Raw genomic sequence first — 14,579 nt, 5'->3', positions numbered from 1 at the left:
CTTGGCTGGTGGCATGAGTTTCGAAACCGACACCGTCCATCCGTCCACTGTCGCTCTCACTGGCGACGCCCGGCAACACCCGATGGTTTTCGCAGCGGCATTCAACTCCGGGTCGGCGGCGGCGGTCGCCGAGGTCTATGAGGCGCGGGCCGTGTTCGTGCCGCAACCCGGCGCACCCACGACCGGAGCCGAACTGGCATCCGCAACAGCGGATTTTCTGGCGCTTGGCCTGCCTATCACCCTCACACCGCGCCATACCTACGTCGCCGACGACATCGCGCTGCTGATTGTCGACTGGGTCATCGACGGCACCGGGCCCGACGGCGAGCCCGTTCACATCGAAGGCACCGCCACCGACGTCGCGCGGCGGGGTGCCGATGGCCTCTGGCGCTACATCATCGACAACCCGTTCGGCGTGGTGGCTTAGCCGGACGGGTTGTGTTCGACGACTCGGCGATGCTTGGACGTGGGCGGAGGGCATCTAAGACCATTGCGTGACGAACGATCTGGACGCCCTTCTGACCGCACTGTATGTGAAGATCGATGACGAGTTGCCCGGTTCCCGCTGGACGGGTCGGCCGCCGGTGCTGACTGATTCGGAGCTGGTGTGCTTGGCGGTGGCCCAGTCTCTGCCGGGATTCACTTCCGAGGCGCAATGCTGCGGTATGCGCGTAAGCATCTGATCGGCATGTTTCCGTACCTGCCGCAGCAGTCCGGCTACAACAAGCGGCTGCGGGCTGCGTTGGGGCTGGTCAAGCGGGTCATCCGGATGCTGGCCCGCTCCAGCGACTACTGGCTGGACGACTGCTGGATCGTGGACTAGACCCCAGTGCCGTGCGGCATGTCCCGCCCGACTGTCGCGCGTTCGGAGCTGGCCGGGTGGGCCGGCTACGGCTACTGCGCTTCCCATTCACGGTTCTACTGGGGGCTGAAGCTGTATCTGGTGTGCACTCCGGTGGGGATGCCGATCCTCTGGGCGCTCGCCGACCCGAAACTCGGTGAACGCGAGGTCCTTTCGGCCATGCTCGAGGTCGACGCCGCCGTCGCTGCCGAACACGAGGGCATCCTGCTGATCTGCGACAAGGGTTTCGCCAGCCGCGAGTTCGAAACGCTGCTCGGGGAATATGGGGTCACCATGCTGCGCCCGTCGCGCAAGGACGAGAAAGCCCGCTACGGTGAGCCGCTACTGAAGAAGGTGCGGCAGCTGATCGAATCGGTCAACGACCCTCTCAAGGGCCAGCTCGACCTCGAAGACCACGGCGGACGCTCCTGTGAGGGTGTGGCGATCCGGGTCGCTCAGCGCGTGCTCGCGATGGCCGCCGCGATCTGGCACAACCACATCACCAGCGCGCCGATCACCCGGTCACTGATTGCCTACGATCATTGACCGGACTTCGGACTTACTCGTCTAGCGGCGCCCCTCTGATGTAGGGTCTCGCGGCGCGCTTCGTAATCTCACATTCGATTTCGTGTCGACTTCGTTTACGAAGCCTTCGTGAGACTGTATCGCTGAAACCGCCCTCGTTTGCTCGGCTGGCGTGGCAGGCTGTCGCTCCATGTCCGACGTTTCGATGAGGCGGCGGTGGGATGAGTGAGGCTGCGGCCGTAGTGCCCGAGGTTTCGGTGCGTCGCCAGGGCGGTGATCGGGTGGATCGGATCCCGTGGTCTCGTGTGACCGGTGATCAGGTCTCCGAGGCCGCGTTGTGAGGCAATCGAATGCCGCAGGTCACAGCATCGGCTGACGAAGTCAGCAGCGAGACCCTACAGCCCCGCACCTCGTTTGATTGCCGAGGTGCGGGGCTTTCTGCTACGGCTGCTCGGCCTCGGCGAATCGGAGGTCCCCGAGACTGCTGGCCAGGCCTGATCATGTTGTGACTCGATCGCCCCGAAAGTATTGGCTTTACGACTGACGAATCGTCGGGTCTACTGGATATGTGGTGGGAGGATTCATCTGTATCGCGTTCGTTGCACTGGTTTTGGGGTTGGTGGTGTTCGCGCTGTTCCGGGAGGCGAGTAAACCTGCGCCTCGGCGACGAGGCCAGTGGGGAGCAGGCGGCAGTGACGGCAGCGGTGGCGGCTCGAGTTGCGGAGGGGGTTTCGGCTGTGGTGGTGGTGGCGGTGGCGGTGGCGGTGACTGATCGCGGCAGCAGCTAGCCGCTAACGCCGATCAACCATGCAGCACAAACGCCACCAGAAGGCCCGCTGCCGTGGCCCATCCCGACCCACCAGCCGCCCTCGCGGTATGCCTCCGGCGTCGAGGACCTCCCCGTCAGCGCCCAGGTCCTCAGAAGCCGAATCCAGGAACTCGAATACGACCTGGGCGGCAGCCTGCTCAACCGCGCCTGCTCCCGACGACCCATGACCCTCACCCCACTCGGCCAAGCCGTCCTCGACGCCCACCAGACCATGCAGAGGAAATGAAGCACCTCGTGAGACAACCTGACGGCGAAACCGTTGTGAGACAATCGAATGCCGCAGGTCACCTCATCGGCTGACGAAGTCAGCGGCGAGACCCTACATTTGAAATACGGTTCAGCAGCCTCGGTCCGGCACTACGGATGTAGGGGTCTCAAAAGTCGTGACGGAATCTCAGAATGTTTGGCGGTGATGTGGCGGATCCGCCGCGATTTTGAGATTCCGCTCCCTCCCGCTCGCGGGGTTGGCAGATGATTTCGCCAGTTGCGGTCCGCGGAGCCGAACTCCGGCGAGCCGGTCGGCGAAATCAGCTCCCGGCCGTCTGACCGGACGGCGGTCAACCGCTTGCGCGGCCCAGAGCCGGCCTGGTCCGCTACAGCTCAATCCCGACGTTGACGAGTTCGACTCGGTCGAGGTGGACGACGCCGTCGACCGGATTCCAGGCAGCGAGGTTGGTCGAGCCGTTGGTTTCGTTGCGGAGTTCACCAGCGGTGATCCGACCCTCGTACACGATTCGGAGCCCGTGGAGCGTCCGTTTCATCCCCTCAGTACGAGGCCGCCCCGCATCGGAATTTCATCTGAAGTAATGCCACGACATTGAGACGGATCGCAGTGGCCTACCTGGCCATGATCGCGGTCGGCATAAGCGTCGAGAACTTCCTGCCGCCTGGGCGACCCGCCGATGCTCGACTCGGCTCGCTACCTCGAGATCGCTGTGGCCGTCAACGCTCTCATCGGCATGCTGACCGCGCCTGCCGCCCCGGGACCCAGCACGAGACCGCCGCCACCTCTGCGATACCGACCGGCCGGTCTTTTAAAAACCGGCTCAGGATGGATGATCTTCGCCGAGGATGGACGGCATGGATCGGTGCAAACAAGGAGCAGCGCGATGAGGCACGTTGGTATCTTGGCGCACAGTATCGAAGGCGCGTCGCTGTGCTTGCGGACGCTGGCGCAGGAGGGTGCCCGCGATCTCGGAAGGCACGAGCACGCCGATGTGACCCTGGATTGCATCGCAATGGGCCGCAGCATGCCCGCGTGGGAGGCCGGTGATCACGGCACGATCAGAAAGACCTTGGCCACCAGCGTCGATCGCCTCGCCAACGCCGGCGCCGAATTCTTCGTCTGCCCCGACAACACCGCGCATATGGCGCTGGAGTGCCGCGGCGAAGACCTGGCTCTGCCGGGTCTGCACATCGCCGAAATCGTCGCGGAAAAGGCGGCCGCGGAAGGTTATCGGCGGGTGGGCGTGCTGGGTACCAAGTACACGATGACCGGCCCGATCTACCCGCGCGTCCTGGCGGCCAAGGGAATTGACGCCGAAATCCCGGACTCCGACGAGCGCCGCCTGATCGACGACATCATCTTCACCGAACTGTGCGAAGGAGTGTTCACGGCCACATCCCGGCAGCGCTACCTGGATATCATCAACCGCCTGCACAGTCTGGGCTGTGACGCCGTCGCCCTGGTTTGTACCGAGATCCCGCTGTTGGTGATGCCGGACGTATCCCCTTTGCCCACACTGGATTCCACTCGCCTGCTCGCTGCGGCCGCCCACCAGGTCGCCATCGGGGCGCGCCCGCTTCCGACCTGGTATGGCGGCGCCATCGACTGAGGTCCTTGTCCGCCAACAATTTCGGCACGCCATGACACCCGCGGCAGGTCCTTCCATGCCACGACCATCGCTGGATTCGGGTGGTGCTCATCGGTTTCCTCGGTGCGCCATCAACCGAACCCCGCCGCCCAACGCGGACATCACGAAGAAGATGCCATCAGACTGAGACAAGCACCGCTCGCCACTACATGAGACAAACCCGAAACATCCAGGTCAGCCAGCCTACAGATGCCAAGATTTTTGAGACCTTACAACGGACTGAGGCTGCATCGGTAGCAGGCGTCGGAACAACAGACGAATCCGGTTGCAGCACAAGCTACTTACGTTGCCGCCCGATCGGAGAACACAGCGCTGTCCGAGTGGCTACCCATCGATGCCGCAGTCTGCGACCGACTCGCTCACCAACGGTGGGAATCCGACGCCACCAGTTACATGACGTTTCATGACATTGTCGACGCGAAAATTCACGGCCTCCGATGGGGGCCAACCCGTCGATGAGGTTGCACATGGATTTGCGCGTGTCGGTATTGCGAGAACGCCGGGGCTACCGGCGGATGGCGTCTGTCGCCGCGGCCGTAGCGGTCGCGATCGTGCCGCTGTTCGTTGTCGCGCCGGAGGCGAACGCGGATGCCACCGTCGAGCGAATCGATCGCACCTCGCCGCAGCAATGGCAGATGTACGTCCACTCCCCCGCCATGAAGCGGACCATTCACCTCGATGTGCTGGTGCCCGCGAACCAGTCGGCATCCCGGCCGACTTTGCTGCTGCTGGACGGAAACGGTGCGTCGGAATCTCAGCCGGCGAGCACCTGGACGCTGCGCGGCGGCGCCAAGGAGTTCTTCGCCGACAAACCGGTCAATGTGGTGATGCCGGTAGGCGGCGGCGGAACCTACTACACCGACTGGTTGCAGGACGATCCCAAAATCGGACACCAGAAGTGGGAAACCTTCCTTACCTCGGAACTGCCGCCGCTGATCGACCGTGAACTGAAAGGCAACGGGGTCTACGCCGTCGGCGGACTTTCGATGGGAGCGGGAGCGGCGGCCATCCTCGCTGTGCGGCACCCCGACATGTTCCGAGCCCTGGCAGCCTTCAGCGGTTGCTACTCCACCGACGGTGTCGGACAGCTCTCGGTGCGCCCCGTTGTCGAATCAAAGGGTGGGGACCCCGACAATATGTGGGGCAAAGCGGGCAACCCGGAGTGGGCAGCGCACGATCCGAGCAAACACCTCGACGCGCTGCGCGGCAAACCGGTCCACCTGTACGTGGGTACCGGCGTGCCCGGCCCCGACGACGCCCCGTTCGACGATCGCTGGTCGTGGCCCAACGACCCGCTCCGGGCGAACGAGATCGAACAGGTATCGCACGACTGCACCCTCGCCCTCTCGCCCGCCATGAAACTCTTCGGCGCCGACCTTTCCATCGACTACGCCGCCGTCGGCGTCCACTCGTGGCCGTACTGGAAGACCGCACTGCCCAAATCCTGGCCGGCCCTGAAAGCAGGCCTCGGCGTATAAAAGCGCATCCGAGAGACCCGGTGCGCGACATCGCTGGTCGGCGGTCGCGCACCGTTTCGCGCCGCAATCCGCCGGTCAATCCGATGCGCGACATCACGTACTCAGCTGCCACGCACGGTTTCGCGCCGCGCCTCGATCGGCCAGGCAATTCTGTCCGGGCGCGACATCACCTTCTCGGCTGCCACACACCTCCTGCAGGCCGCGTCCTGGTCAGCCAGGCAAATCCGAGCGCGATACCGCGTACTCGGCTGCCACACACCGTTTCGCGCCAAGCCGCGGTCAGCCGGGCAATCCGATGCGCAACATCGCGCACTCAGCTGCCACACACCTTCTGCGGGCCGCGCCGCAACCAGCCGGGCAATTCCTGGCGCGGCATCGCGTGGTCGGCTGCCGCGCACATTCTGCGCACCGCACCGTGATCGGCCAAGCAATTCCGAGCACATCGCGTGGTCGGCTGCCACACACCTTCTGCGGGCCGCGCCGCAATCGGCCAGGCAAATCCGGGCGCGACATCGCCTTCTCGGCTGCCACGCACCTCCTGCAGGCCGCACCCTGGTCAGCCAGGCAAATCCGGGCGCGACATCACCTTCTCAGCCGCCACGCACCTTCTCGCACCGCGCGGTGATCGGCCGAGCAAATCAATGCGCGGCGAAACAGAGGGCGGGGAATACCGCGAGTGCGGGTCCCGGTTACACACGGTAGCCGTGGTCTGTATGCGGCGGAATCCGATGCGACGGTGGGAGATTCGATGAGCGTACGAGCGGTATGGAACGGCACGGTATTGGCCGAGAGTGCTGACACCGTGGTGGTCGAGGGCAATCATTACTTTCCGGCGGAGTCGCTGAAGACGGAGTACTTCCGGGACAGCGATACGCATACCGTGTGCGGGTGGAAAGGGCTCGCGTCCTATTACACGGTCGAGGTCGAGGGCGCGAAGAATCCGGATGCCGCGTGGTACTACCCGGATCCGAAGTCGGAGGCCGAGCAGGTGCGCGATCGGGTCGCGTTCTGGAAGGGCGTCGACGTCGTCGAGGTGTAGTGCGTTCGGGGAGTCGGCGCGCAGCGATAGCAGGTTCCGGGTAAGAACGATGGCATGCGACATCCGGCCGGTCCGATCCTCAATGCGCTGACCTTCATGCCCGATCGGCAGATCGTGCAGACGCCGTCGGTCCTCGAGATGGACTACACCGAATTGTCCATCCGCACGACGGACGGCGAGACACTGCAGGGGTGGTGGTTGCCCGCCGCCCGCTCGATCGGGCACGTCCTGTTCGCGCACGGCAATGCGGGCAATATCGGCGACCGGGTGCCGATCTACGCGCTGCTCACCCAAATCGGTTTGGACGTACTGACTTTCGACTACCGCGGCTACGGCCGCAGCACCGGGCGACCCACCGAGTACGGCACCTACCTCGATGCCCACGCGGCGCGGGAGGTGCTGCTGAAACAGCCTGGCGTCGATGCGGATCGAGTGCTCTATCTCGGGAAATCGCTCGGCGGCGGCGTGCTGCTCGAACTGGCGACCGAGCATCCGCCCACAGGACTGATTCTGATGTCCACTTTCACCGGTCTGCGTGACGCGGCCCGCTCGGTATATCCATTCCTGCCCAGCCCGTTCGTCCCGGACGCCTATCCGAGCCTGCGCCGCATCCGCAAGCTGCGCGCACCTATCTTGATCATGCACGGGGACCAGGACGAACTGCTGCCGCTGCGGCACGCCGAGCGGCTGTACGCGGCCGCACCCGAACCGAAGCGATTGGTGGTCTTTCCCGGCGGCGGTCACAACGATCTGATCATCTCGGCCAGGGTCAGTTGGCCGGATCTGATCCGCACTTGGGCGAGTGATCTGCTCAACCCCTGACGGCGCTCGTGCGTAGCCTGGCGATATGAGCGATTTGGGTGAGATCACCGCGCGGCTCGCGGCACTGTCCGATGACGAACTCTTGGCGGTACTCGACGCTGCCACCGCAGGGCGACCTCGGCTCTCGTGGGTGCACACCGCGGTCGCGGAGGCCGCCGTACTCGGTCATACGAGTTCCGAAGCGGCTGTGAATCCCGCCACTGTGACACCGCAATCGCATGACCAGGCGTCGGGCGTGGGTGCATCCGGGCAGGTCGGAGGCTTTTCTCCGGTACCAGCGGTACCGGTACCGCCGACCGGTCTCCCGTCCGGCTCCGAGGTGGGCGGATATTCGTCCGGCGGCGTACCTACTTTTGAGTCAGTTCGCGATAAGGTCGAGCAGCGTTTCGGCACCGCGCAGGGCATGGGCGACCTCGACCGGCAGACTCCTGCGGGCCGCAGCGCCGACGAACAATGGGACGCGCGTGAGAAAGCGGCGCGCGAGCGTCTGGCTCAGATACGGAAATCGTTGCACGGCAACGATGTCGAATCGAACGATCCGTAAGCTGACCGAGCGCGACGGACTACGAATGTGATGGTGATATTCGATGAGCGAGCCGCGTGAGATCGCCGAACGGCTACTCGATGCCCAAGTGGAATTCCTGCTGGCCGAGGTGAGCGGCGAGCGCTTCACCGAGGTCGTCGTCCGGGACGTGGAATCGGTGATCGGGGTGGCCGACACCCTCGTCTTCCGCGATATCGTCGGCACCGACGAGGCCAAGGAGACGGTCCGCACCGTCATCGACCTGATCGGCGGCAGTCCGGTCATCGCGGATATGGTCGGGGTATTCGCCGACTCGATCTACGACCATATCGCCGCGAACAACGATTACACCCTGGGGCAGGTGGTCGACCGCGAACCGGTCGAGGCGCTGCTGGAGAAGATCTTCGGCATGCACCAGGCGCAGGAGCGCATCCTGGAGCGGCTCACCGAGAGCCCGCTGGTCGCCACCGTCGCCTCGAAATTCGTGGATAAGCTCATCTCCGATTTCATGGAGGCGAATAGGCAGATCGCGGGCAAGATTCCGGGCGTCTCATCGCTGATCTCCATGGGACAGTCGGCGGCCAAGACCGCCAAAAAGGCCACCGAGAGCACCTTCATCGGCGATATGGCGGGCAAGGGTGCGGTATTCGCGCTCAAGCGCACCAACAATGCCATCCGGGAGATGTTGCGCGACGCGCCGGTGCACGATGCCGCGATGGAGTTCTGGGATCTGCACGCCGATGAGCCGGTGAGCGGACTGCGGGACTACCTGACCCAGAAGGATCTGAACGAACTGGTGCTGCTCTGCTACGAGATCGCGATCACCACCAGGGAGAAGGAGTATTTCGGGCTGCTCGTCGACGAGTGCGTGGATGTCTTCTTCACCAAATACGGCGATTACACGCTGGCCGCGATGCTGCCGGAACTCGGCTTGTCCGGGGACGATATCGCCAAGGAGATCCTGCGGTACGGCCCCGCCGTCATCGAGGGCGCTAAGCGGAATGGCGTGCTGGGCAAGCTGATTCGCGAGCGGCTGGAGCCGTTCTATACCTCGGATGTGGTGCTCGGCATCCTGGGTGAGGCCACCAGCTGATCCAGCGAGCCCGCGCCCGGCATGACCGAGCGCGGGCACTCAGCGCGCGTGATCGCCGTTGCGGACCTCTTCGACTGTGCGGCTGATCATTTCGCGCAACGTCGCGGTGATGCGCTGGCGATCGGTCGGCTTCACGATCACGATTCGACTGCCGAAACTGACGTAACGGCCATCATCTTCGAAATCGGTGATCTGGAAGTCCTTGCGGCCCTTGGTATGCCGATTGTCCACTGATCCGAGCGGGTAGACGCCGACATGCATGGTGGCCGTGGTCGGCCGACGGAAGAACTTGTCGAACTCCTCGCGCACCGTCGGACGCCACGCGTCGCGCACCACCGGCGGCGGCTTCTCCAATTCCTCGACCGGGACCTGCATCGGTTTGCCTTGTCCCGGACGGGTTTCCGGCAATACATCGACCACGGCGGGAACCAGATCATCGGCCGACAGGAACAGCAGGTCCACATCCCCGCCGTGCTCGTGATCGGTGCCCGGCTGCTGAATCGCCAACGCGCCGTGCTGGAAATGCACGCCTCCGTGTGCGCGGATCTTCTGCTCCTTGCGCGAACCACGGAATCCCGCCACCTCCACGCGCGCCTCCGGTGCCAGCAGCACCTCGACAGCCCGCACCAGATCGTCATCCAACTGCGGGACCACCACCTCTGCGGCGGCCCGGCGCAGCCGATCCGAATCCTCTTGGAAGACCTCGGTGGAACGGTGCCGCAGCGGATACGGGAGCACATCCCGTCCGGTCGACTCCCAGAGCACTCGGAATTCGAGCGCGGTGAAACGCCACCGCCGCGCGGTTGTCATGCGGTTTTCCTGTCTTCCGGCGGTCTCGGCTCCGCCGCGCTGGCGCTCGGCTCCGCTGCGACCGATGATGCTGTGCCTTCAGTGCCCTCGCGACGCTCGGTCACTCGCCGATGACCGGCGGGACGGTCTTCGGCGCGCTGTCGAGCCCGGTGAGCTCTTCACCGTTTTGCTGGTTGATCAAGTAATCCGGGACGCCCTTGGTGGACTCGTTCTCATCCTTGCCGCCGCGACTGCCGGGTGAGCCCATACCGGACATACCGTTGCGGCCTGTGGCCGCGGCGGTAGTTGCGGTCGCGGCGGCGGAGGTAGCGGCGCCTGCGGGGGTGCCGGTGACGGTTCGTCCCGGGGACTGGTTGTTCGTACCGGGTGTGCCGCTCGAAGTGCCCGAACCGGTCGGCGAGCCCGTGCTGGTTGTCGTCGACGACGGGTTGGTCGCGGTGGTATCCGGGTTTGTCGTTGTGGGCCCGGTACTGGAAGTTGTCGACGGTGTCGTCGAACTATCCGTCGACTGGGTGCTCGACGGATCGGTGGACGAACTCTCGTCGGTGCTCTTCTCCTGCTTTTCCGTCGGCTGGTTGCCACCCGGACTGGTACCGGATGGGCTGCCGCCAGGGCTGTTTCCCGGCCCCGCGCCGGGAGTGTCCCCCGGCTTCGCCGCAGGGTTATCGGGTTTGGGGATGACCGGGACGTTGGTGTCGGTTTCCTCGATGACCGGCGCGTATACAGTGCGCAGCACGCGAACCGCCTCGGCGTGCGCGGTGCTCTCCGCCTCGTCATTATCGCGCCAGCCACGGCCCGCGATCCAATGCCTGGCGTTCTCGACATTGGAGCGGAGGTCGGGAGCGTGCGGCACCAGCGCCTTGGTCGGTTCCAAACCGGTTTTGAGTTCGGCGACCTTGCTGCCGGTCAGCTTGGCGGCGTTGGCAAGCTGCACCGCCTGGGTGCTGTAATCCCCGACGGCCTTGGCGACGGCATTGCGCGACGCACCCTTCCAGATGCTTTCATGAGTCGCGCGTTCCATCGCCTTATTGAAGGTGTCCAAGGAGGTCTCGGCGCGTTTGCCGATCTCATTCCACGCGGTAGCGAGGTTGTCGACAGCGGTGATGTCGATCTTGTCGACCTTCTCGCGCAACTGTGCGGTCGTCGGCGTATCGAAGTCGTCGCGGCTATTCACCGAACGCGGTCGGTAGTCACCGTGAAATCCGATGCCATTGGCGGCACTGCGAACACCATCTCGCTGTTGGTTGTACTTGGTCTGCACCGCGGCCGGATCGACGCCCGGTTTCCGTTCCTCGCCCGCGATCCAATCGGTCAGACTTCCGAGCATCGCGGAACCGAGATCACCTGCGCTCCACTCGAACATGCCGAATCCCATGGATCAACCGCCCATCGATCGCAGCATCAACGTCACTCGGTGCGCCATCCCCACCCTCTCGACCCGTCCAGAGGTCCTTACCATATCAAACGATATCCCCACCGCCGCGCGTCGAATAGTCCCAGCGCTGGGCCCCTGAGATCAACCGCCCCGAAACGAGCACCCGGCCCTTCAGCCGAATCGAACCGTTCTTCCCGGCCGACGAGGAGACCAAGAAACACCTCGAGGCCGCGGCGTGCCGAGCCGGTTCATCCGCGAAAAACGGCTGCCCTTGCGAAGCCGACGGCTGCGGCGACCGTCGCACTCCGGCACCGGCAACCGCCCATCAGAATCAACACCCACCACCCCCGACCTACCCCCACAGTGCTACCTCGAGTCCCAACGCAAGCCAACACCGGCGCCGGCCCCGCCCACGGCCAATTCCGGCCGGAGAGTTCAACCGCCACACCAAACCCGCACTCGCACAACTTTCGACTTTCGAGTCAGCGAGTCAGCGAGTCAGGTGGAGCGTCGATATGTAACCGAAGGGTGTGCGTCAGCTCCGCTGGATCCAAGCGAGCGCAGTCGCGACAGCGGCATCAGCAATCCTGCAGCCGCAAGGACACTCGTCCCACCTCGGCGTGCCCACGCAGTGATGGCCTGCGCCACAACGCTAACGACCCCCGACGGCACACCACCCAGACTCGAATCAGCCGATCAGCCAAGCGCACGACACATCGGCGAGTCGCGAGCACTGCCAGGCCTTGCGGCGGCGTGCCCATGCGGTGATGACCTGCGCCACAACGCAAATCAGCTCCGGACGGAATACCGCCCGGAGCCGACATCAAGCCCGGCTACCCGCGCAGTACCGCACCGACCGCGTCGGTGGCCGCGGCGACGGCCGAGTCGCGAGCCGCACTTGCCTCGTCCTCGGTGAGGGTGCGGTCGGTTGCACGGAACCGCAGTGCGTAGGTGAGCGACTTGCGGCCCTCGCCCGCCTGCGCGCCCTCGTACACATCGAACAGCGCGATATCCTCCAGCAACGCACCGCCGCCGGTGCGCAGCGCGGACTCCACCGAGGCGGCGGGCACGGTCTTCGGCACACTCACCGAAACGTCCTGCAGCACCGCCGGGAACGGGGAAACCACTGGGACCGGCCGAGATTCGCGCAGCGGCAGAGCATCGAGATCGAGCTCGACGGCGCAGGTGCGCGGCGGCAAGCCCGCCCGCTCCAGAACGGCCGGATGCAATTCACCGGCGTGCCCGATGACCTTGCCATCGACCACCAGCTCGGCGCACCGCCCCGGATGCCACGGCAGGTAGGCCGCCGGACGACGCTCGATCGTCACGCCCGCCGCATCGCCGACGGCATCGGCAAGCGCGAAGGCATCGGCAGCCTCCGCCGGACGCCCGGCACCCCACGGCCCGCGCGGTTCCCGGCGACCGGTCAGCACCGCGCCGATGTGTACCGGCTGCGCGGGCAGCGAATCGAGCAGTTCCTCGATCTGCGCATCGGTCGGACGACGATCCACCGGCAGCGCCTCCACCGCGCGCACATTCGGACCGGGCAGCACCACCTGCGCGATCCCGAAGATCGCGAGATCCCGCGCGCCACGAGAGATATTGCGCGCGGCCACTTCCAGCAGTCCCGGCAGCAGCGTGGTCGCCAGTTCCGCGCGCTCCACATCGAGCGGGTTCAGCACCCGCGTGGTGTTGCGGCGCGGATCGTCGGCGTCCAGACCCCAGATGTCGAAAATCCCGGCGGCGAGGAACAGCGGCGGCAGCACCTCGACGCATCCGGCGAAGGCCAGCGCCCGACTCACCGCGCGACGGCGGCGCTGCGTGGCGGTCAGCCCACGCCCGGCCGGTGCGGTCGGAATGACGGACGGAATCTGCTCCAGCCCCTCCAGCCGCAGCACCTCTTCGACGAGGTCGGCGGGCTGGGCCAGGTCGGGCCGCCAGCTCGGCGGCGTGACAACGAGCTGCCCATGCCCGGTGGCCTCGTCGACGCCCACCTCGACCGTGCAGCCGATCTGCGCGAGCCGACGCGCAGAGGTTCCGGTCGAATACACCACGCCGGCTACCCGGTCGGCGAGATCGATATCGATCCGGATCGGCGGCGCGGCGGGCACCGGCACCCGAACATCGGTGAGCGCGGATTCCACAGTGCCACCGGCGATTTCGGCCAGCAGCGTGGCGGCGCGATCGAGCGCGGTGACATTGATCTCCGGATCCACGACCCGCTCGTAGCGCTTACCCGCCTCGGAGACCAGCTTGTGCCTGCGTGCGGTCCGGTAGACCAGCAGCGGATTCCAGGTGGCGGCCTCGAGCACGATATCGGTCGACTCCGCGCCGACTTCCGTTGTCGCACCGCCCATTACGCCCGCGAGGGAGACCACGCCGGAATCGTCGGCGATCACCACATCCTCGGCATCGAGCACCCGCTCGACCTCGTCCAGCGTGCGCAGCGTCTCGCCCTTCTCGGCCGTGCGCACGACGAGACCGCCGTTGAGCTTGGCCGCGTCGAAGGCGTGCAGCGGCTGGCCGAGCTCGAGCATCACATAGTTGGTGACATCGACCGCGGGTGAAATCGGGCGCACACCCGACAGCAGCAGCCGACGCTGTAACCACCAGGGGCTCACCGCATTCGGGTCGATACCGGTGACCCGGCGCACCGCGAAACGGGTGCACTTGGACTCCGGCTCGAGCCGGACCGACCACGCGTCCTGCTCGTCATCGGGTAGTGTCCGCACCGCCGGATCCGCGTATTCGAGATCGAATCCGCACGCCAGCTCGCGCGCCAGACCGCGGGTCGAGAAGCAGTACCCGCGATCGGGCGTGATGTTCAGCTCGATGACCGTATCGTCGAGTCCGAGCAGCTCATTGGCGTCGGTGCCCGGTTCGGCGGTACCCGGCTCGAGCACCAGAATCCCCGAATGATCCTTGCCGATACCGAGTTCGGCGACCGAGCAGATCATGCCGTTGGACACATGCCCGTAGGTCTTGCGCGAGGAGATCTGGAATCCGCCGGGCAGCACCCCGCCCGGCAGCACCACGACCACCAGATCGCCGACGGCGAAGTTCGTTGCGCCGCAGACAATCTCCTGCAGATCCGGGTTGCCCACGTCCACCTTGCAGAACCGGATCGGCTTCTTGAACTCGGTCAGTTCGGTGATCTCGGCGACGCGACCGACCACCAGCGGCTTATCGATATCACCGTTCACCCGCTGGAGCTTGTCGACCTCTTCGACCTCCAGCCCGACGCGGACGAATCCGGCATCGAGCTCCTCCGGCGTCACCGACCAGTCGGGGGTGGTCCGCCGCAGGACTTCGGTCAGCCAGGACTGCGCTACTCGCACTTGACGTTTCGCTCTCTCGATCGAAGGTTCGT

The 14,579-nt window shown here is 65.3% G+C and carries 11 protein-coding genes and 1 pseudogene; 8 read left to right on the top strand and 4 right to left on the bottom strand.

The window, feature by feature from the left end; genetic code table 11:
- Positions 1-82 precede the first annotated feature (82 nt).
- The gene (locus OIE68_RS46520; protein ID WP_327097245.1) at positions 83-427 is read left to right on the top strand and encodes a YybH family protein; all 345 of its coding nucleotides are present in this window, start codon (positions 83-85) and stop codon (positions 425-427) included.
- 67 nt (positions 428-494) lie between these two features.
- Positions 495-1,387: pseudogene (locus OIE68_RS46515) on the top strand (IS982 family transposase).
- A gap of 1,401 nt (positions 1,388-2,788) precedes the next feature.
- Here the strand turns inward: OIE68_RS46515 and OIE68_RS46510 are convergent.
- Positions 2,789-2,956, bottom strand: coding sequence for a hypothetical protein (locus tag OIE68_RS46510; RefSeq protein ID WP_327097244.1), 168 nt, complete (start codon positions 2,954-2,956; stop codon positions 2,789-2,791).
- 294 nt (positions 2,957-3,250) lie between these two features.
- On the opposite strand from OIE68_RS46510, the gene OIE68_RS46505 reads away from it, so the two are divergent.
- From OIE68_RS46505 to OIE68_RS46480, 6 genes are all read left to right on the top strand, one after another.
- Entirely contained in the window at positions 3,251-4,030 is a 780-nt protein-coding gene (locus OIE68_RS46505) for an aspartate/glutamate racemase family protein (protein ID WP_327097243.1), read from the top strand.
- A gap of 506 nt (positions 4,031-4,536) precedes the next feature.
- Entirely contained in the window at positions 4,537-5,547 is a 1,011-nt protein-coding gene (locus tag OIE68_RS46500; RefSeq protein ID WP_327097242.1) for an alpha/beta hydrolase family protein, read from the top strand.
- A gap of 748 nt (positions 5,548-6,295) precedes the next feature.
- The gene (locus OIE68_RS46495) at positions 6,296-6,586 is read left to right on the top strand and encodes a DUF427 domain-containing protein (protein WP_327097241.1); all 291 of its coding nucleotides are present in this window, start codon (positions 6,296-6,298) and stop codon (positions 6,584-6,586) included.
- A 54-nt stretch (positions 6,587-6,640) separates the two neighbouring features.
- Entirely contained in the window at positions 6,641-7,408 is a 768-nt protein-coding gene (locus OIE68_RS46490; protein ID WP_327097240.1) for an alpha/beta hydrolase, read from the top strand.
- 25 nt (positions 7,409-7,433) lie between these two features.
- Entirely contained in the window at positions 7,434-7,952 is a 519-nt protein-coding gene (locus tag OIE68_RS46485) for a hypothetical protein (protein ID WP_327097239.1), read from the top strand.
- Between the two features lie 43 nt (positions 7,953-7,995).
- The gene (locus tag OIE68_RS46480) at positions 7,996-9,024 is read left to right on the top strand and encodes a hypothetical protein (protein ID WP_327097238.1); all 1,029 of its coding nucleotides are present in this window, start codon (positions 7,996-7,998) and stop codon (positions 9,022-9,024) included.
- A 39-nt stretch (positions 9,025-9,063) separates the two neighbouring features.
- Here OIE68_RS46480 and OIE68_RS46475 read toward each other — a convergent pair whose 3' ends face one another.
- From OIE68_RS46475 to pheT, 3 genes are all read right to left on the bottom strand, one after another.
- Positions 9,064-9,834 carry an ESX secretion-associated protein EspG gene (locus OIE68_RS46475; protein WP_327097237.1) on the bottom strand — a complete coding sequence of 257 codons (771 nt, stop codon included), beginning with the start codon at positions 9,832-9,834 and terminating at the stop codon, positions 9,064-9,066.
- A 100-nt stretch (positions 9,835-9,934) separates the two neighbouring features.
- On the bottom strand, positions 9,935-11,197 hold the full coding sequence (locus OIE68_RS46470; RefSeq protein WP_327097236.1) for a hypothetical protein: 1,263 nt from the start codon (positions 11,195-11,197) through the stop codon (positions 9,935-9,937).
- A gap of 845 nt (positions 11,198-12,042) precedes the next feature.
- Positions 12,043-14,547, bottom strand: a complete 2,505-nt coding sequence (pheT, locus tag OIE68_RS46465) for a phenylalanine--tRNA ligase subunit beta (RefSeq protein WP_327097235.1) — start codon at positions 14,545-14,547, stop codon at positions 12,043-12,045.
- Positions 14,548-14,579 lie beyond the last annotated feature (32 nt).

Source organism: Nocardia vinacea (genome assembly GCF_035920345.1).
Classification (GTDB): domain Bacteria; phylum Actinomycetota; class Actinomycetes; order Mycobacteriales; family Mycobacteriaceae; genus Nocardia; species Nocardia vinacea_A.
Note: the sequence above shows the minus strand (reverse complement) of the source record. Positions and strands in the feature narration are given on the sequence as shown.

Excerpts from the sequence above, each read along its gene's own strand:
- OIE68_RS46520 (WP_327097245.1), top strand. The coding sequence starts at position 83 with ATGGTTTTCGCAGCGGCATTCAACTCCGGGTCGGCGGCGGCGGTCGCC.
- OIE68_RS46510 (WP_327097244.1), bottom strand. The coding sequence starts at position 2,956 with ATGAAACGGACGCTCCACGGGCTCCGAATCGTGTACGAGGGTCGGATC.
- OIE68_RS46505 (WP_327097243.1), top strand. The coding sequence starts at position 3,251 with ATGATCTTCGCCGAGGATGGACGGCATGGATCGGTGCAAACAAGGAGC.
- OIE68_RS46500 (WP_327097242.1), top strand. The coding sequence starts at position 4,537 with ATGGATTTGCGCGTGTCGGTATTGCGAGAACGCCGGGGCTACCGGCGG.
- OIE68_RS46495 (WP_327097241.1), top strand. The coding sequence starts at position 6,296 with ATGAGCGTACGAGCGGTATGGAACGGCACGGTATTGGCCGAGAGTGCT.
- OIE68_RS46490 (WP_327097240.1), top strand. The coding sequence starts at position 6,641 with ATGCGACATCCGGCCGGTCCGATCCTCAATGCGCTGACCTTCATGCCC.
- OIE68_RS46485 (WP_327097239.1), top strand. The coding sequence starts at position 7,434 with ATGAGCGATTTGGGTGAGATCACCGCGCGGCTCGCGGCACTGTCCGAT.
- OIE68_RS46480 (WP_327097238.1), top strand. The coding sequence starts at position 7,996 with ATGAGCGAGCCGCGTGAGATCGCCGAACGGCTACTCGATGCCCAAGTG.
- OIE68_RS46475 (WP_327097237.1), bottom strand. The coding sequence starts at position 9,834 with ATGACAACCGCGCGGCGGTGGCGTTTCACCGCGCTCGAATTCCGAGTG.
- OIE68_RS46470 (WP_327097236.1), bottom strand. The coding sequence starts at position 11,197 with ATGTTCGAGTGGAGCGCAGGTGATCTCGGTTCCGCGATGCTCGGAAGT.